The organism is Pseudomonas sp. HMWF021 (assembly GCF_003061005.1).
GTDB lineage: Bacteria > Pseudomonadota > Gammaproteobacteria > Pseudomonadales > Pseudomonadaceae > Aquipseudomonas.
Genome location: NZ_QAIK01000107.1, coordinates 135,064 through 152,232 on the forward strand (window position 1 = coordinate 135,064; position 17,169 = coordinate 152,232).

The following is a 17,169-nucleotide window of genomic DNA, read 5'->3' on the forward strand; positions in this document are numbered from 1 at the left end:
GTCATCGAGGCGGTAGCGGATCACGACGCGCTGGATGCGCAACAGACGGCGGACGGCAAGCAGCTTCATGCGTTATCGCTTGGGTCGAGGGATCGGGAAAGGCGCTCGAAGCGCGCCTCGAGACGTTCCAGATCAACTTTGATCCGGTCCAGTTCGCTGAATCGCGCTTCGGCTTCGCGCTGCCCGACGAGGGTGCGCGATTCTTCGGCGAGGTATTCGGCGAGGTTCTGGTTGAGGCTGGCAAATCCTTGTTGATACCAGCGTGCGCGGCTGCGCAGATGACCGCCGACCAATTGCGTGGCGACCGGGCCGAGCCAGCGCGAGAGTTCGTACTCCCAGTCCAGCTCGAGGTCCTGCAGCACGCCGGCCAGCTCCAGCAGCACGCCGCTGTCACCGTCGAGCTCGACTTCCGGGGCGTGCAGCACCGCGGTCTTGTCTTTGCTCACGGCCAGTTTCACCAGGCTCGATGCCGGGGCGCGCAGGGTGCAGTCGACGCCGGTTTCCCAATGCGAGGCGAGCATCAGGCCTTCATCGCTGGGCAGGATGAACAGGTGCAGCGCCGGGTTGCGGCAATCGACGGCAATCACCTTGCCGGTCAGATGCGCCAGCCGCGGCAGCGCCGTGCTGTCGAGACGCAGCACCCGGTTCAGACCGAGTTCGACGCTGGCGAGCAGCCCGGTGAGCAACATCAGGGCTTGATGCCGCGGTGCAGGGCGACGATGCCTGCGGTCATGTTGTGATAGGTCACGCGGTCGAAACCGGCGTCGACCATCATCGACTTCAGCGTTTCCTGATTCGGGTGCATGCGGATCGATTCGGCCAGGTAGCGATAGCTTTCCGAGTCGTTGGTGATCAGCTTGCCCATCAGCGGCATGAAGGCGAACGAGTAAGCGTCGTAAGCCTTGGACATCAGCGCGTTGGTCGGCTTGGAGAACTCCAGCACCAGCAGGCGACCGCCGGGCTTGAGCACGCGCAGCATCGAGCGCAGGGCGTCTTCTTTATGCGTCACGTTGCGCAGGCCGAAGGCGATGGTCACGCAGTCGAAGTGGTTGTCCGGGAACGGCAGTTTTTCGGCGTCCGCCTGAACGAATTCGACGTTGCCCGACACACCCAGATCCAGCAGGCGGTCACGGCCGACCTTGAGCATGGATTCGTTGATGTCGGCCAGCACCACCTGGCCGGTCGGGCCTACGAGGTGCGAGAATTTTTTGGTCAGATCACCGGTGCCGCCGGCGATATCGAGCACGCGGTTGCCTGCACGCACACCGGACAGTTCGATCGCAAAACGCTTCCACAGACGGTGCATGCCGCCCGACAGAAGGTCGTTCATCAGGTCGTACTTGGCGGCTACGGAGTGGAACACCTCAGCGACTTTTTCCGCTTTCTGGCTTTCCGGAACGTTTTTGAAGCCGAAGTGAGTGGTGGGTTCGGCATCGCTGCCTTTGCGCTGATCAGTCATATCGCTGTCACCAAAAGAGAATGCGCGACATTCTAATCCCCAAGCCATGCTTTGTCTTGGAATGGCTAAAGGTAAGATGGGCAACCTTCGGGACGATTTGCCGCAGACGCGGTCAAGATTTACCGTCACCTATTCATCAAGCAGGAGTCATTCGATGGCCAAAATCAGTGTTGAGCGTGCCCACAGCCTGGGCAAGGAAGCCGCCCGCGAGAAGGCCGACAAGCTGGCGCAGAAACTCCACGATCAATATGGCCTGGAGCCGCAATGGTCCGGCGACACCCTGAACCTCAAGCGCTCGGGCGTGAAAGGCGCGGTGCATGTGGCTGACGATTCGATCCGTGTCGACGTGGAGTTGGGCATCATGATGTCGGCCATGAGCGGCATGATCAAAGCCGAGATCGAGAAGGCGCTGGATAAAGCCCTGGTCTGACGCCTTTTTTTCTGAATCCCGAATCCCTGTGGGAGCGGGCTTGCCCGCGATGGCGGTGGGTCAGATTACGAAAATTCTGGATGTGCCGGCCTCATCGCGGGCAAGCCCGCTCCCACAGGGTTCGAGTTTGTCCTGCCGACTGTTTATGTCAGTTGTTAGGGTGCCGTTTCTAATTTTTCTCCCTACTTTGTGCCTGAGCCCGACACATCTGCGGGCAGTTCCTCAAACCTTCTGCGCGTGAGGTGCACCATGGCCAAAGTCATTCTGAAGAAAAAAATCGACGCTTCGACTTCTGCTCTGAGCGACGTCAAATCCTATGCCCGCAAGATCTGGCTGGCAGGCCTGGGTGCCTACACCAAGGTCGGCCAAGAGGGTAGCGACTACTTTCAAGAGCTGATCAAGGCTGGTCAAACTGTTGAAAAGAAAGGCAAAAAAGCCGTCACCGAAAAACTCGAAGCCGCCAACGCCGAGATCGACGAAGCCAGGGATGAAGTCAGCTCGTTCAAAGGTCGCGTCGAAGTTCAGCTCGACAAGGTCGAGAAGGCGTTCGACTCCCGTGTAGCAAGCGCCTTGAATCGTATCGGCATTCCGTCTAAACATGACGTTGAGGCACTCTCTGCTAAGCTCGATGAGCTGACGGCATTGCTCGAACGCGTCGCGCGTAAATCTTAAGGAGAACGGGATGGCTGGTAAAAAGAACACCGATAAAGAAGGCAGCTCGTGGATTGGGAAAGTCGAAGACTACTCCCGCAAAATCTGGCTGGCTGGTTTAGGCGTGTACTCGAAGATCGACACTGACGGCAGCAAGCTCTTCGAGTCACTGGTCAAAGACGGCGAGAAAGCCGAGAAGCTCACCAAGTCTGCAGTCGGCAAGAAAGTCGATGCCGCCAAGGATTCCGCTTCTTCGGCCAAGTCGCGCATCAGCGGCGTGAAAGATCGCGCACTCGGCAAGTGGGACGAGCTGGAAGGGGCTTTCGACAAGCGCCTGAACAGCGCGATTTCGCGCCTGGGTGTGCCAAGCCGCAATGAAGTCAAAGCGCTGCACAGCAAGGTCGAAACCCTGACCAAGCAGATCGAGAAACTCACTGGCGAGAAGGCACGTCCGGTAGCGGCGAAAACCGCTGCGACCAAACCGGCAGCTAAAACTGCAGCGGCAAAACCGGCAGCCAAAACAGCGGCCAAGCCATTGGTCAAAGCGGCTGCCAAACCGGTTGCGAAGGCTAAAGCAGCCGTTAAATCCGTAGCGAAAACGGCTGCCGCCAAACCTGCTGCGAAAGCAGCGGCCAAGCCGGTTGCAGCCGCCAAGGCAGCTGCGAAACCTGCGGCGAAGTCCGCTGCAAAACCAGCCGCCAAGCCAGCAGCGAAAACCGCAGCCGCAAAACCGGCTGCCAAGCCTGCGGCCAAACCGGCTGCGGCGAAAAAACCGGCAGTGAAAAAACCGGCCGCGCCGAAAGCCGCTGCGCCAAAACCGGCAGCTCCGGCAGCCAAGCCTGCTACCCCGGCAACCCCGGCCAGCGCGTCGAATTCGGCCACTGCACCGACCCCGGTAGCTACCCCGACTGCTGCATCGACCCCGTCGACGCCAACCAGTCAGTCCTGATTTTTCAGGACAAAACAAAACGCCCGGCCTGTGAAGGTCGGGCGTTTTTGTTTGAAGATCAAAAGATCGCAGCCTTCGGCAGCTCCTACAGTGGAATGTGTACTTCTGTAGGAGCTGCCGCAGGCTGCGATCTTTTGATTCCGGGTCACTCGTGATCTTCAAGATACTGCAGGGCCATCCGTTCGGTGGCGACTTTCACCGGCGGCAGCAGATGCGGCGCCACCAGCATCATGATCTGGTACACCACCAGTTTGACCTCGCCCTCGCGATCGAGAATCCGTTGATAGTCCAGCGAAAACAGCAGGGTCATGGTGATCTGTTCCACCAGTTGCCCCAACGCCTGGGTATCACTGACCAACTGCCCTCCCGCCTTCAACCGCGCCAGCAATGACGCCAGCGTACGCTTGAGTGCATTGAGCAGGTTGCGAATGCCCTTGGCCAGTTTCGGCAGGCGCCCGGCGAGGTTCGACAGGTCCTGGAACAGAAAGCGGTACTGCGCCAGACGTTCGACAATCAAGTGCAGAAACAGCCAGTAATCCTCCGGCGCCAGCTCGACATCCGAGGGAGGGTCGAGCAGTGGCGCCAGTTCATTCTGGAAACGTTCGAACAAGCCGAGGATCAACGGCTCCTTGCCGTGGAAGTGGTAATAGAGGTTGCCGGGGCTGATCCCCATTTCGTTGGCAACCTCCATGGTGGAGACGTTGGGCTCACCCTTTTCGTTGAACAGTTGCAGGGCACATTCGAGAATCCGGTCGCGGGTTTTCATCCAGTCTTCTTAGAAAAGTTCGGTTAAGCGTCAGCGCACATGCACGTAGGTGCCGGGTGCTGCCTCCATCGGTGGATAGTTCGGATTGCCGAGGGTAAACGTGGTCTCGTGCTGTATGCCGGAGCGTTGCTGAATCCATTCCAGCCACTGCGGCCACCAGCTGCCATCAGTCCGTTTGGCGTCGTAGTACCAGGCGCGCGGGTCGCTGCTCAGCTTGCCGTTCTCGACGTAATTGGCCTTCGGGTTGCTCGGCGGGTTGAGGATGCTCTGCACGTGCCCGCTGTTGGACAGTACAAAGCGCCGCTCGCCACCGAGCAGCAGGGTCGAGCGGTACACCGCGTCCCACGGCGTGATGTGGTCGTTCATGCCGGCCACGCTGAAGCTGTCGACGGTGACTTTCTGCAGATCGATCGGCGTGCCGCATACTTCCAGCCCGCCCGGGTGGGTCAGCGGGTTGTGCTTGAAGAAGTCCAGCAGGTCACCATGGAAGGCGGCGGGCAGGCGGGTGTTGTCGTTGTTCCAGTAGAGGATGTCGAAGGCTGGCGGCTCCTTGCCGAGCAGGTAGTTGTTGACGAAGTAGCTCCAGATCAGATCATTGGGCCGCATCCAGGCAAACACCTTGGCCATGTCGCGACCGTCGAGCACGCCTCGCTGATAGGAGCGGCGTTTGGCTGCTTCGATGGTCTGTTCGTCGGCGAACAGCGTGGTCGGGGTTTCGATCTCGCTGTCGAGCAGGCTGACCAGATAAGTCGCACTGGAGATCCGCCGTAGTTGCCGCTTGGCCTGCAGATGCCCCTGTAGCGCGGCGATGGTCAGGCCCCCGGCGCAAGCGCCCATCAGGTTGACCTCGCGGGCGCCGGTGATCGCCCGGCAGATGTTCATCGCTTCTTCCACGGCTTCGACGTAGGTCGACAGGCCCCATTCACGGTGGCGCACGTCCGGGTTGCGCCAACTGATCATGAAAGTCTGCAGGCCGTTTTTCAGCGCGTACTGGACGAAGCTGTTGTGCGGGCTGAGGTCGAAAATGTAGTACTTGTTGATTTGCGGCGGCACCACCAGCAACGGCTTGGCGTACTGTTTTTCGCTCATCGGCTTGTACTGGATCAGCTCCAGCAGCTCGTTGCGAAACACCACGGCGCCGGTGGTGGTGGCGACGGTCTTGCCGACCTCGAACGCCTGCTTGGTAACCTGGCGCGGCAGGCCATCGTTGTGCAGCAGATCATCGAACAGATGGCTCAGGCCGCGCACCAGACTGTGGCCGCCGGAGTTGAACAGTTCCTTCACCGCCAGTGGATTGAGCAGGGTATTGGAGGGTGCGACGGCATCGTTGAGCAAGGTGAACGCGAAGTGCGCGCGGGCGCGGTCGTCCTCGCTCATGCTGCTTTCATCGATCCAGCTCTTGACCTGTTTCTGCCAGGCCAGATACGCCTGCAGGCTACGCCGGTAGAACGGATTTAGGCTCCACGCCGGGTCGGCAAACCGCGCGTCCTGCGGGTTGGTCGGGTGCAGGGTTTCACCGAGCAGCACGCGGCCGAGCTGGCCGCCGAGTTTCAAGGCGTGTTTCGCGCTGTGGAGCGGGTTGCGCAGACCGTGGGCGGCGACACTGCGCAACGTGGAGAGCAAGTCGCGGCCACGCAGGCCGGTCATTGCACTCTGTGCATTGATGAACACGGCGGGGCTGGGCACCACGCCCGTCGCAGGTTTGTCGCGCATGACTCAACACTCCTTCGTCTTCAGGTCAAAAACAAACTCACCGAACCAGAACACCATAGTCGCTGTTACGGGTTGCTGCCTGCGCGGCGTCCTGCCACGCGTTTTGTATAAAGCCCTGCATAAAGCCTGCCGCTGCGGTTTAACTGCCCAACGGGGTCGGATGCGGGTGCATCACGGCGCGTTGCCGTTCCTCCTCGAGGAATTTCATGATGATCGGCGCCACGGCTTCGGCGCGGGTGATCAGGAACAGATGACCGTCGTCGATGATGTGCAGCTGGGCGTTGGGAATGCGCCAGGCGAGCATGCGCATGTTGATCAGCGGGATCAGCGGATCGTCGTCACCGGCCAGCACCAGCGTCGGCTGATGGATCTTGTGCAGCCAGTGAATGCTGGTCCAGCCGAGGCCTGCGAACAGTTGCCAGTAGTAACCAAGCTTGCCCGCCGAGCGCACTTTCGCCGCATGGCTGGCGGCCAGGGTCGGGTCGCGGCGGAACGAGCCGCCGTAGATCAGCGGCGCAATGCGGATCACGTGGGACGGCTGGATGTAGCGCCGGGGGCTGGCCATCATCCACAGCACTTTCGGTTTGCCCGGCACCATGAAAGCCCCGGCGGCGGTCGCTGCCAGCACCAGTTTCTTGCAGCGCTCGGGATAGTCGTGAGCAAACTGCTGCGCCAGCGCGCCGCCCCAGGACACGCCAATGACGTTGACCTGACCGTAGTCGAGGTAATCGAGCATCCGCGAGGTCAGCTTCGCCAGACCGGGAAAGCGATATGGCCGGCTCGGCGTCGACGAGCCGCCGACACCGGGCACGTCGAAAGCGATCACTTCCAGATCCGGGTCCAGCGCCGCGACAAACGGAAACACCAGCTCCAGGTTGGCGCCGATGCCATTGAAAATCAGCAAGGGCGTCAAATGAGGCTTGCCGGGGCGTACCGCGGTGCGGAGGGTCTGCCCATCCAGATCGACGGTACGGAAAATGAACGGTTGCGGCATGCTTCAGGCCCTGTGAATTAATTCATCCCGCTCCCCTGTAGGAGCTGCCGCAGGCTGCGATCTTCTGATTTTGATTGTAAAAAACAAGATCAAAAGATCGCAGCCTGCGGCAGCTCCTACAGGGAGGGCGAGGTGTCAGTTACCGCTCATGTACATAAGTGCCCGGCGAGGCCTCGCCTGCCGGATACGCCTTGTTGCCCAGTTTCAGTGGTGCCTTTTTCAGATTGCCCGAGCGCTCGGCCTGCCACGCCTGCCAGTACAGCCACCAGGAATCGGTGTGCTTGGTCGAGTTCTCTTGCCAGTCATCGGCATTGGCGGCCATGCCTTCGCTGGTCATGTAGCGCGATTTCGGGTTGCCCGGCGGGTTCAGGATGCTCTGGATGTGCCCGCTGCTCGACAGCACGAACTCGACCTTGCCGCCAAACAGCTGCGCCGACTTGTAGCAGGACTTCCACGGGGTGATGTGGTCGTTGGTGCCGGCCAGCGAGAAGATGTCGGCGGTGACCTGCTTGAGGTCGATCGGCGTACCGCACACTTCCAGTGCATTGGGGCGGATCAGTGGGTTGTTTTTGAACATCTCGATCAGGTCGCCGTGGAACGCGGCCGGCAGTCGAGTCGTATCGTTGTTCCAGAACAGGATGTCGAACACCGGTGGCTCGTTGCCCAGCAGGTAGTTGTTGACCCAATAGTTCCAGATCAGATCGTTGGGGCGCATCCACGCGAAGACCTTGGCCATGTCTTTGCCTTCGAGCACGCCGGCCTGATACGAGTGGCGCTTGGCGGTCTCCAGGGTCTGCTCGTCGACGAACAGGGCGACGTCGCTGTCCAGGGTGGTGTCGAGCACGCTGACCAGCAGGGTCAGGGCGTTGACCTTGTTCTCGCCGAGGGCGGCGTAGTGGCCGAGCAGGGCGGTGCAAGTGATGCCGCCGGAACACGCGCCGAGCATGTTCACGTCTTTGCTGCCGGTGATGGCCGTGACCACGTCGACCGCTTCCTTGAGCGCATCGATATAGGTCGACAGACCCCACTCGCGCTGGGCTTTGGTCGGGTTGCGCCAACTGACGATGAAGGTCTGCACGTTATTGCGCAGGCAGAAGCGCGCCAGACTCTTGTCCGGGCTCAGGTCGAACACATAGAACTTGTTTATCTGTGGCGGCACCACGAGCAGCGGGCGCTCGTGCACCTGCTCGGTGATCGGCTTGTACTGGATCAGCTCCAGCACGTCGTTGCGAAACACCACCGCGCCTTCGGTCACGCCCAAGCTCTTGCCGACCTCGAACGCGCCCATGTTGACCTGGCTCGGCATGCCGCCGTTGTGCACCAGATCCTTGGCCAGATGCGAGAGGCCATCGAGCAGGCTTTTGCCGCCGGTTTCGAAGAAGCGTTTGACCGCTGCCGGGTTGGCCGCGGTGTTGGTCGGGGCCATGGCTTCGGTCATCAGGTTGATCACGAAGTGGCCGCGTGCGATGTCTTTGGGGGACAGGCTGCTGTCGTCGATCCAGGAGTGGAGCTCCTTGCGCCACGCCAGGTAAGTTTGCAGATAACGTTTGTAGAGCGGGTTCTGACTCCACGCCGGATCAACGAAGCGACGATCATCGCTGGCCGGTTGCAGTTCGGATTTGCCGAACAGCACGTTCTTCAGTTCGAGGCCGAAATGGGTCACGTGCCTGACGCTGTGGATCGGTTGTTTGATGGCCTGGGTCAGCACCATTCGAGCAGAGGCCAGCAGATCCTTTCCGCGCAGCCCAACGACGGGATTAAGCCCCAGGGTGTTTTCCGAGGCTTGATACTTCAGGTCATCGTTATTCTTGTTACTCATCTACGACGCTCCATTGTCCTGAGACGAGTACCCGGTGTTGTGCTGTGCAGTTCCACAGCGAATGCCAGGTACTACTGCTCGGGTGACCGTTAATTCTGCATAGCTGCTTTACAGTCGTAGAGCACTGCAGGGAACTTGCCAGCTCCATTGGTTACCCGAGTTTAATTTTTTTCGCAAGCGGCCGATCCTCGACCACTTGGCGCAGCATTCAAACAGATGAATTTAGAAAATGCCCTCTAAAGAGCAAGAGTCTCGGACTAGAGCATCAGCTTGACGATCGACTCGTCCGGATCGCGGGTTTTCCCGGCTGCTTTGAGCTCGGCCAGATAATCGGCCCAGAGTGCGTCATGACGTCGCCCCAGCTCGTAGAGGTATTCCCAGGTGAACAGGCCGCTGTCGTGACCGTCGTCGAAGGTCAGTTTCAGTGCGTAGTGACCGGCCGGTTCCAGTGCGGTCAGGCCGACATTGAGCTTGCCGAATTGCAGGATCGGTTTGCCGTGGCCCTGGACCTCGGCGGAAGGGGAATGCACGCGCAGGAATTCCGCGGGCAGGGTGTGCTCCTCGCCGGACGCGTATTTGAGCGTCAGGGTTTTCGAGGCTTTGTGCAGTTTGATGTCGGTAGGAATAGTGGTCATTGCAGGTCATCCGACTGTGATGAACCCCTGTAGGAGCTGCCGCAGGCTGCGATCTTTTGATCTTGTCTTTTATGAATCAAAATCAAAAGATCGCAGCCTGCGGCAGCTCCTACAGGGAAGGTGACCTACAGGATATAACGGGACAGGTCTTCGTTCTGCGCCAATTCGCCCAGATGGCTGTTGACGTACGCAGCGTCGATCAGGATCGGCTTGTCGTCATGCGCGCTGGCCAGGTCGCCGGCACTGAACGACACCTCTTCCAGCAGACGCTCAAGCAGCGTGTGCAGGCGACGGGCACCGATGTTCTCGGTCTTCTCGTTGACCTGCCAGGCGATCTCCGCCAGACGCTTGATGCCTTCCGGCTGGAACTGGATGTTCAGGCCTTCGGTTTTCAGCAGTGCGCAGTATTGCTCGGTGAGCGAAGCGTGCGGCTCGCTGAGGATGCGTTCGAAGTCTTCCGGGCTCAGCGCCTTGAGTTCGACACGGATCGGCAGACGACCCTGCAGCTCAGGCACCAGATCGCTCGGCTTGCTCAGGTGGAACGCACCGGAAGCGATGAACAGGATGTGGTCGGTCTTGACCATGCCCAGCTTGGTGTTGACGGTGCAGCCTTCGATCAGCGGCAGCAGGTCGCGCTGTACGCCTTCACGGGACACATCGGCGCCGCCGACATTGCCGCGCTTGGCGACCTTGTCGATTTCGTCGATGAACACGATGCCGTGCTGCTCGACCGCTTCCAGGGCCTTGGCCTTCAACTCTTCTTCGTTGACCAGACGCCCGGCTTCTTCGTCGCGCACCAGTTTCAGCGCTTCCTTGACCTTGAGCTTGCGGGCCTTCTTCTTGCCCTTGCCCATGTTGGCGAACAGGTTCTGCAACTGGCTGGTCATTTCTTCCATGCCAGGTGGCGTGGCGATTTCGATGCCGGCCACTTCGGCGACTTCGATCTCGATTTCCTTGTCGTCCAGTTGGCCTTCGCGCAGGCGCTTGCGGAACAGCTGACGGGTGTTGGAGTCGCTGCTCGGCGCTTCTTCGTTGCTGAAGCCCATGCGTGCCGGTGGCAGCAGTGCGTCGAGGATACGGTCCTCGGCAGCGTCTTCGGCGCGGTGACGCACGCGGGTCATTTCCTGCTCGCGGAGCATCTTGATTGCGGCGTCGGCCAGATCACGGATGATCGACTCGACGTCGCGGCCAACGTAGCCGACTTCGGTGAATTTGGTCGCTTCGACCTTGATGAACGGCGCGTTGGCCAGTTTCGCCAGGCGACGGGCAATCTCGGTTTTACCGACACCGGTCGGGCCGATCATCAGGATGTTCTTCGGGGTCACTTCAACACGCAGCTCTTCAGGCAGCTGCATGCGGCGCCAGCGGTTGCGCAGGGCAATCGCGACGGCGCGCTTGGCATCGTCCTGGCCGATGATATGGCGGTTGAGTTCGTGGACGATTTCGCGGGGAGTCATGGACATAATAATTGACGGTCCTCAAGCAGAAACAAGCCGTGGCACTTAGGCCGCGTCAGGCTTATTCAGCGAGATCCTGCTCCTCAATGGTCTGGGTGTGGTTGGTGAATACACAGATGTCGCCGGCGATACCGAGGGCGGTTTCGACGATCTCACGGGCCGACAGGTCGGTCTTTTTCAGCAGCGCGCTGGCGGCGGCTTGCGCGTAGGCGCCGCCGGAACCCATGGCGATCAGGCCGTCTTCAGGTTCGACCACGTCACCGTTGCCGGTGATGATCAGCGAGGCGTCCTTGTTGGCGACCGCGAGCATGGCTTCGAGGCGGCTCAGGGAACGGTCGGTGCGCCATTCTTTGGCGAGTTCGACAGCGGCGCGGATCAGGTGGCCCTGATGTTTCTCGAGTTGGCCTTCGAAGCGTTCGAAGAGGGTGAAGGCGTCGGCGGTGGCACCGGCGAAACCGGCAATGACCTGACCGTGGTACAGGCGACGAACTTTCTTCGCGTTGCCTTTCATCACGGTATTGCCGAGAGAAACCTGGCCGTCGCCGCCCATGACGACTTTGCCGTGGCGGCGGACTGAAACGATGGTGGTCAAGGGAAGAGTCTCCACGCAGCGGGGCGAAAATGCCTTATGCCCATTCATATGGGGGTGCTGGAGAAGATTTCAACCGGGGGCGCACAGAGGAGACGAGCGGTGACCCCCTGTAGGAGCTGCCGCAGGCTGCGATCTTTTGATCTTGATCTTGAAACAAATCAAAAGATTTCAGCCTGCGGCAGCCTACAGGGGGTTGGTGTTGCCTGTGGGAGCTAAGTCAGCGGCTCTGGCGTTGTTGTAACAGCAGATTGCTGAAGCCGCTGCCGGCCAGTTGTTTCTGCGCCGTGGTCAGCTGTTCGCGGTTGCTGAACGGGCCGACCAGTACGCGATACCAGGTTTCATCCTTCACCGTGCCGGATTCCACCGCCACAGCCTGGCCGAGCAGAATGATCTGTGCCCGCACTTTGTCCGCGTCCGCCTCTTTGCGGAACGAACCGGCCTGGAGGAAGAACTTGGTCACTGGCGCCGCTTTCGCCACCGGTGGCGCTGGCGGCGGGGTGATGCCCGACAGCGCAGCCTGAGCGCGCGCGGTGTCGATCTTCGCCGCTTCCGCCGGGGTCACCGGCGTGGTCGGCACTTGCGGCGTCGGCAGGGTTTTCTCCGGTACGGCGTCCGGCGGCACGATCACTTCCGATTCCGGCAGCAGGGTGTAGAAGTCGTACTTCGGCTTCACCGGTTGCGTCGGGCTCGGCGGGGTCTTGTTGGCCTCGGCGATCTTCGACGCTTTCTGCTGCTGCGCCTGCTCGACTTTCTCGCGCTTGACCGTGTCGCTGCCCTTGCCCGGCTCCAGTTTCATCAGGAACACGATGAACGCACCGACCGTCAGACCGATGGCCATCCACAGCCAGCCCGGGATCGGTTGCTTTGCAGGAGCTTGGTAACGGCTGGCGCCACGCTTGGGTGCAGGTTTTTTCTTGGCAGCCAACTTACATGCGCTCCAGAGTTTCCAGGCCCAACAGTTCCAGGCCTTGCTTGAGAGTACGACCGGTCAGCGCGGCCAGACGCAGACGGCTCTGCATCTGGACCGGCGTTTCGGCGGCGAGGATCGGGCAGTTCTCGTAGAAACTGGAGAACAGGCCGGCGACGTCATACAGGTAGGTGCAGAGGATGTGCGGCGTGCCTTTTTCCGCGACGCTGTTAAGCACTTCGCCGAACTGCGCCAGTTTCGCCGCCAGCTCTTGCTCGTGCGCCGCTTCGAGGACGATCTGGCCCTCGACTTCGCTGAAGTCCTTGCCCAGTTTGCGGAACACACCGGCGACACGGGTGTAGGCGTACAGCAGGTACGGCGCGGTGTTGCCTTCGAAGTTGAGCATCAGGTCGAAGTTGAAGCTGTAGTCGCTGGTGCGGTGCTTGGACAGGTCGGCGTATTTCACCGCACCGATGCCGACGACCTTGGCGATGTTGCGCAGTTCGTCTTCGGCCAGTTCCGGGTTTTTCTCTTTGACCAGGTTGTAGGCGCGTTCCTGGGCTTCGGTCAGCAGGTCGATCAGCTTCACGGTGCCGCCGTCACGGGTCTTGAACGGACGGCCATCGGCGCCATTCATCGTGCCGAAGCCCATGTGCTCCATCTCCATCGGATGGGTCACGAAACCGGCCTTGCGCGCCACGGCAAACACTTGCTGGAAGTGCAGGGCCTGACGCTGGTCGACGAAATACAGCGCGCGATCGGCCTTCAGCTTGCCACTGCGGTAGCGCACGGCTGCCAGGTCAGTGGTGGCGTACAGGTAACCGCCGTCAGCCTTGACGATGATCACCGGCAGTGGGTCGCCGTCGGCGTTCTTGAACTCGTCGAGGAACACGCACTGGGCGCCGTTGCTCTCGACCAGCATGCCCGCGGCTTTCAGGTCGTTGACCACGTTGATCAGGTCGTCGTTGTAGGCGCTTTCGCCCATCACGTCGGCCATGGTCAGTTTGACGTTGAGCAGTTCGTAGATCTTCTGGCAGTGCGACAGCGAGATGTCCTTGAACCGGGTCCACAGCGCCAGGCATTCGGCATCGCCGGCCTGCAGCTTGACCACCAGACCACGGGCGCGGTCGGCGAATTCTTCGGATTCGTCGAAACGCTGCTTGGCGGCGCGGTAGAAGTTTTCCAGATCCGACAGCTCGTCGCTGGTGATCGGGTTTTCCTGCAGGTAAGCCATCAGCATGCCGAACTGGGTGCCCCAGTCGCCGACGTGGTTCTGGCGGATCACTTCGTCGCCGAGGAACTCGAGCACACGAGCCACGCCGTCGCCGATGATGGTCGAGCGCAAGTGGCCGACGTGCATTTCTTTGGCCAGGTTCGGCGCCGACAGGTCGACCACGGTGCGCTGCGCCGGGCCGGCCTTGCGCACGCCAACATGTGCGTCAGCCAGGGCGGCGTCGAGGCGCGAGGCCAGGGCCTGGGTGTTCTGGAAGAAATTGATGAAGCCTGGACCGGCGATTTCGGCCTTGGTGACGTTCTCGTCGGCCGGCAGCGCGGCGATGATTTTCTCTGCCAGATCGCGCGGCTTCATGCCCGCAGGCTTGGCCAGCATCATGGCGATGTTGCTGGCGAAGTCGCCGTGGGTCTTGTCACGGGCGTTCTCCACCTGAATCGCCGGCGTCAGGCCTTCAGGCAACACACCTTCGTTGACGAGTTGGGTGAGGGCTTGTTGGATCAGCTGGCGAATGGTGTCTTTCATGGTCTTCTCTTTCGACCGCAAGCGCGGCGGCGCATCGATGCGCGGGTGGAAAAACTGGGCATTATCCGTTGCGAAGACGGGCTTGCCAACCTTAGCAGGCAGGATGTGGATATGTGGTGACATTAAAAGCAAAAGATCGCAGCCTGCGGCAGCGCCTACAGAATCGAGCGTGTTCCCCTGTAGGAGCTGCCGCAGGCTGCGATCTTTTGATCTTCTAGTACAAATCCACCGGATCGACATCCAGCGACCAGCGCACCGCCCGCCCGCTCGGCATCTGCTCCAGCTCCAGCAACCAGCTGGCGAGCAGTCGATGCAAGGGTGCCCGCGCCGCCGCCTGCACCAACAGCTGTGCACGATAGCGTCCCGCACGGCGCTCCATCGGCGCCGGCACCGGTCCGAGCAGTTCGATCCCGCCCAGATTCTGCTCGGCCAGCAAACGCTCGGCGGCGCTGCACGCTTCATCGAGAAAACCTTCGGCCTGCCCCGGCTTGTGCGCTTCGGCGCGCAATAGCGCCAGGTGTGAAAACGGCGGCAACCCCGCCGCGCGGCGTTCGCTCAAGGCCTGCTCGGCAAAGGCGAAGTAACCCTGTTCGGTCAACTGCACCAGTAAAGGGTGGTCGGCCAGGTGGGTCTGGATGATCACCTTGCCCGGCTCCTCGGCCCGGCCGGCGCGCCCGGCCACCTGCACAATCAACTGCGCCATGCGCTCGCTGGCGCGGAAGTCGCCGGAGAACAGGCCGCCGTCGGCATCCAGAATCGACACCAGCGTGACCCGGGGGAAGTGGTGCCCCTTGGCCAGCATCTGGGTGCCGACCAGAATGCACGGCTGACCCTTCTGAATGGTTGCGAACAGTTGATTCATCGCGTCCTTGCGCGAGGTGCTGTCGCGGTCGACCCGCAGCACCGGGTAGTCCGGGAACAGAATTGCCAGGCGTTCCTCGGCGCGTTCGGTGCCGGCGCCCACCGGTCGCAGATCGACCTTGTTGCATTTGGGGCACTGGCGCGGCGTGCGTTCGACGTTGCCGCAGTGATGGCAGCGCAGCTCGCCGTAGCGCTGGTGCACGGTCATCCGCGCGTCGCAGCGTGAGCATTCGGACATCCAGCCGCAATCGTGGCACAGCAAAGTCGGCGCGAAACCACGGCGGTTGAGGAACACCAGCACCTGTTGGCCCGCTGCGAGGGTCTGGCCGATGGCTTGCTGCATCGGCCCGGAAATGCCGCTGTCCAGCGGGCGGCTTTTCACGTCCAGCCGCAGGAATCGTGGCTGCCTGGCGCCACCGGCGCGCTCGTTCAGACGCAGCAGGCCATAACGACCGGTGTAGGCGTTGTGCAGGCTTTCCAGCGACGGCGTGGCGGAGCCGAGGACGATCGGGATGTTTTCCTGGCGCGCACGCACCAGTGCCAGATCCCGGGCGTGGTAGCGCAGGCCTTCCTGCTGTTTATAGGAGCCGTCGTGTTCTTCGTCGATGATGATCAGCCCCGGATTCTTCATCGGTGTGAACAGCGCCGAGCGGGTGCCGATAATAATGTCGGCTTCACCGTCGCGGGCGGCGAGCCAGGCGTCGAGACGCTCACGGTCGTTGACCGCCGAATGCAGCAGGGCGATGCGGGCGTTGAAGCGCTGTTCGAAACGCGCCAGAGTCTGCGGGCCGAGGTTGATCTCGGGGATCAGCACCAGCGCCTGTTTGCCCGCTTCGAGTGTCTCGCGGATCAGCTGCAAATAGACTTCGGTCTTGCCGCTGCCGGTGACCCCGGCCAGCAGAAACGCGTGATAACTGTCGAACCCGGCGCGGATCGCTTCGTAAGCGGCGCGTTGTTCGGTGTTGAGCGGCAGCTCCGGTTGCGCCAGCCAGTGTTCATGGCGCACGCCGGGTGCATGCCGGCGGATTTCCACCTGCACCAGTCCTTTGGCCAGCAGCAGGTCGAGGCTGTCTTTGCTCAGCATCAGTTTGCTCAGCAGCTGATGGGCCACGCCGTGGGGGTGCTGCGCCAGCGTCGACAATGCTTCACGTTGCCGTGGGGCGCGGGCGATGCGCGGATCATCAAGGCTGGCGCCGGGCGCGACCGACCAGAAACGTTCCTGACGGGCTTCGGCCGGTTCGCCCTGACGCAGCAGCACCGGCAGCGCCCAACTCAGAGTGTCGCCGAGGCTGTGCTGGTAATACTGCGACGTCCACAGGCACAGCTTGAACAGTGCGGGCGGCAGCGGCGGCTCGGCATCGAGCAGGGCCAGCGCCGGTTTGAGTTTTTCCAGCGGTACATCGCTGGTGTCGGTGACTTCGACCAGGATCCCGATCATTTCCCGGCGCCCGAACGGTACACGCAAGCGCATGCCCGGTTGCAACTGGGCACGCGATACCCCGGCCGGCGCCCGATAATCGAACAGGCGGCGCAGAGGCGAAGGCAGGGCGAGGCGCAGAATGGCGTCGGGCACGCGGGGGGATCTCGATCAGCAGGCGGTAAAGGGACCAGGCACATAACCCTGTAGGAGTGAGCCTGCTCGCGATAGCAGTGTGTCAGACGACAAAAATCTGGAATGCCAGACCGCTATCGCGAGCAGGCTCACTCCTACAGGGAATCGCGTATTGGGCCGGGAGCCTAGCAGACGGTCGGTCTCAGGGACAGCTTGCGCGATTGACATTGTCTGGTAGAATCCGCGGCCTAATTACGTGCGGTATTCAACAATCGTGTTGGGTGGCGGCACGCTAGCTGAGGAAGACATCATGAAAGCTGATATCCACCCGAATTACCCAGAAGTTGCAGTAACCTGCAGCTGCGGCAACAAGTTCGAAACCCGTTCGACCTTCGGCAAAGCCCTGGCGATCGACGTTTGCAACGAGTGCCACCCGTTCTACACCGGTAAGCAGAAGACTCTGGACACCGGTGGTCGCGTTCAGAAGTTCGCCGACCGTTTCGGTGCCTTCGGCGCCAAGAAGTAAGATTGGTCATTCTGGAAAATCTCGACGGTTTCTCCAGGCTGATGAAAAAGGCGTCCCTTGTGGGCGCCTTTTTTGTGTCCGCGATTTGGCTGTCCGGCGCCC

Annotated in this window: 17 protein-coding genes and 1 pseudogene; 5 read left to right on the forward strand and 13 right to left on the reverse strand. The window is 61.1% G+C overall.

Annotated elements, in window-relative coordinates:
* From DBR18_RS29230 to ubiE, 3 genes are all read right to left on the reverse strand, one after another.
* A partial coding sequence (locus tag DBR18_RS29230) for a hypothetical protein (protein WP_256588711.1) occupies positions 1-69 on the reverse strand: 69 nt, incomplete at its 3' end.
* Complete coding sequence (locus DBR18_RS14820; protein ID WP_108590864.1) at positions 66-689, reverse strand: SCP2 domain-containing protein; 624 nt, start codon at positions 687-689, stop codon at positions 66-68. The genes DBR18_RS29230 and DBR18_RS14820, both read right to left, overlap by 4 nt.
* Positions 689-1,459, reverse strand: coding sequence for a bifunctional demethylmenaquinone methyltransferase/2-methoxy-6-polyprenyl-1,4-benzoquinol methylase UbiE (gene ubiE / locus DBR18_RS14825; protein ID WP_007961779.1), 771 nt, complete (start codon positions 1,457-1,459; stop codon positions 689-691). Before ubiE ends, DBR18_RS14820 begins: the two co-directional genes overlap by 1 nt.
* A 154-nt stretch (positions 1,460-1,613) precedes the next feature.
* Between ubiE and DBR18_RS14830 the strand changes: the two genes are divergently transcribed.
* From DBR18_RS14830 to DBR18_RS14845, 3 genes are all read left to right on the forward strand, one after another.
* Positions 1,614-1,889, forward strand: coding sequence for a polyhydroxyalkanoic acid system family protein (locus DBR18_RS14830; protein ID WP_108590865.1), 276 nt, complete (start codon positions 1,614-1,616; stop codon positions 1,887-1,889).
* Positions 1,890-2,138: 249 nt separating this feature from the next.
* Positions 2,139-2,561 carry a phasin family protein gene (locus DBR18_RS14840; RefSeq protein ID WP_108590866.1) on the forward strand — a complete coding sequence of 141 codons (423 nt, stop codon included), beginning with the start codon at positions 2,139-2,141 and terminating at the stop codon, positions 2,559-2,561.
* 10 nt (positions 2,562-2,571) lie between these two features.
* The gene (locus DBR18_RS14845; protein ID WP_108590867.1) at positions 2,572-3,489 is read left to right on the forward strand and encodes a phasin family protein; all 918 of its coding nucleotides are present in this window, start codon (positions 2,572-2,574) and stop codon (positions 3,487-3,489) included.
* A gap of 145 nt (positions 3,490-3,634) precedes the next feature.
* Here the strand turns inward: DBR18_RS14845 and DBR18_RS14850 are convergent, their stop codons facing one another.
* From DBR18_RS14850 to DBR18_RS14900, 10 genes are all read right to left on the reverse strand, one after another.
* On the reverse strand, positions 3,635-4,255 hold the full coding sequence (locus tag DBR18_RS14850; RefSeq protein ID WP_108590868.1) for a TetR/AcrR family transcriptional regulator: 621 nt from the start codon (positions 4,253-4,255) through the stop codon (positions 3,635-3,637).
* A gap of 30 nt (positions 4,256-4,285) precedes the next feature.
* Positions 4,286-5,968 carry a class II poly(R)-hydroxyalkanoic acid synthase gene (gene phaC / locus DBR18_RS14855; protein WP_108590869.1) on the reverse strand — a complete coding sequence of 561 codons (1,683 nt, stop codon included), beginning with the start codon at positions 5,966-5,968 and terminating at the stop codon, positions 4,286-4,288.
* Between the two features lie 139 nt (positions 5,969-6,107).
* Positions 6,108-6,962, reverse strand: a complete 855-nt coding sequence (gene phaZ, locus DBR18_RS14860; RefSeq protein ID WP_108590870.1) for a poly(3-hydroxyalkanoate) depolymerase — start codon at positions 6,960-6,962, stop codon at positions 6,108-6,110.
* 139 nt (positions 6,963-7,101) lie between these two features.
* A complete protein-coding gene (gene phaC, locus DBR18_RS14870) occupies positions 7,102-8,781 on the reverse strand; it encodes a class II poly(R)-hydroxyalkanoic acid synthase (RefSeq protein WP_108590871.1) in 1,680 nt (559 codons plus the stop codon).
* 257 nt (positions 8,782-9,038) lie between these two features.
* Positions 9,039-9,416: a gamma-butyrobetaine hydroxylase-like domain-containing protein gene (locus tag DBR18_RS14875; RefSeq protein WP_108590872.1), complete on the reverse strand. Its 378-nt coding sequence runs from the start codon at positions 9,414-9,416 to the stop codon at positions 9,039-9,041.
* 125 nt (positions 9,417-9,541) lie between these two features.
* On the reverse strand, positions 9,542-10,879 hold the full coding sequence (gene hslU / locus DBR18_RS14880; RefSeq protein WP_007968354.1) for an ATP-dependent protease ATPase subunit HslU: 1,338 nt from the start codon (positions 10,877-10,879) through the stop codon (positions 9,542-9,544).
* A gap of 55 nt (positions 10,880-10,934) precedes the next feature.
* The gene (hslV, locus tag DBR18_RS14885) at positions 10,935-11,465 is read right to left on the reverse strand and encodes an ATP-dependent protease subunit HslV (protein ID WP_007968352.1); all 531 of its coding nucleotides are present in this window, start codon (positions 11,463-11,465) and stop codon (positions 10,935-10,937) included.
* A 217-nt stretch (positions 11,466-11,682) separates the two neighbouring features.
* Entirely contained in the window at positions 11,683-12,390 is a 708-nt protein-coding gene (locus tag DBR18_RS14890) for an SPOR domain-containing protein (RefSeq protein WP_007968349.1), read from the reverse strand.
* A 1-nt stretch (position 12,391) separates the two neighbouring features.
* Positions 12,392-14,128 carry an arginine--tRNA ligase gene (gene argS / locus DBR18_RS14895; RefSeq protein ID WP_108590873.1) on the reverse strand — a complete coding sequence of 579 codons (1,737 nt, stop codon included), beginning with the start codon at positions 14,126-14,128 and terminating at the stop codon, positions 12,392-12,394.
* Between the two features lie 214 nt (positions 14,129-14,342).
* Positions 14,343-16,562, reverse strand: coding sequence for a primosomal protein N' (locus tag DBR18_RS14900; RefSeq protein ID WP_108590874.1), 2,220 nt, complete (start codon positions 16,560-16,562; stop codon positions 14,343-14,345).
* Positions 16,563-16,851: 289 nt separating this feature from the next.
* Here DBR18_RS14900 and rpmE point away from each other — a divergent pair, with 289 nt between their 5' ends.
* The gene (rpmE, locus tag DBR18_RS14905; RefSeq protein ID WP_007968345.1) at positions 16,852-17,067 is read left to right on the forward strand and encodes a 50S ribosomal protein L31; all 216 of its coding nucleotides are present in this window, start codon (positions 16,852-16,854) and stop codon (positions 17,065-17,067) included.
* Positions 17,068-17,078: 11 nt separating this feature from the next.
* A pseudogene (locus DBR18_RS29235) lies at positions 17,079-17,169 on the forward strand (thermonuclease family protein); the annotation flags it as partial.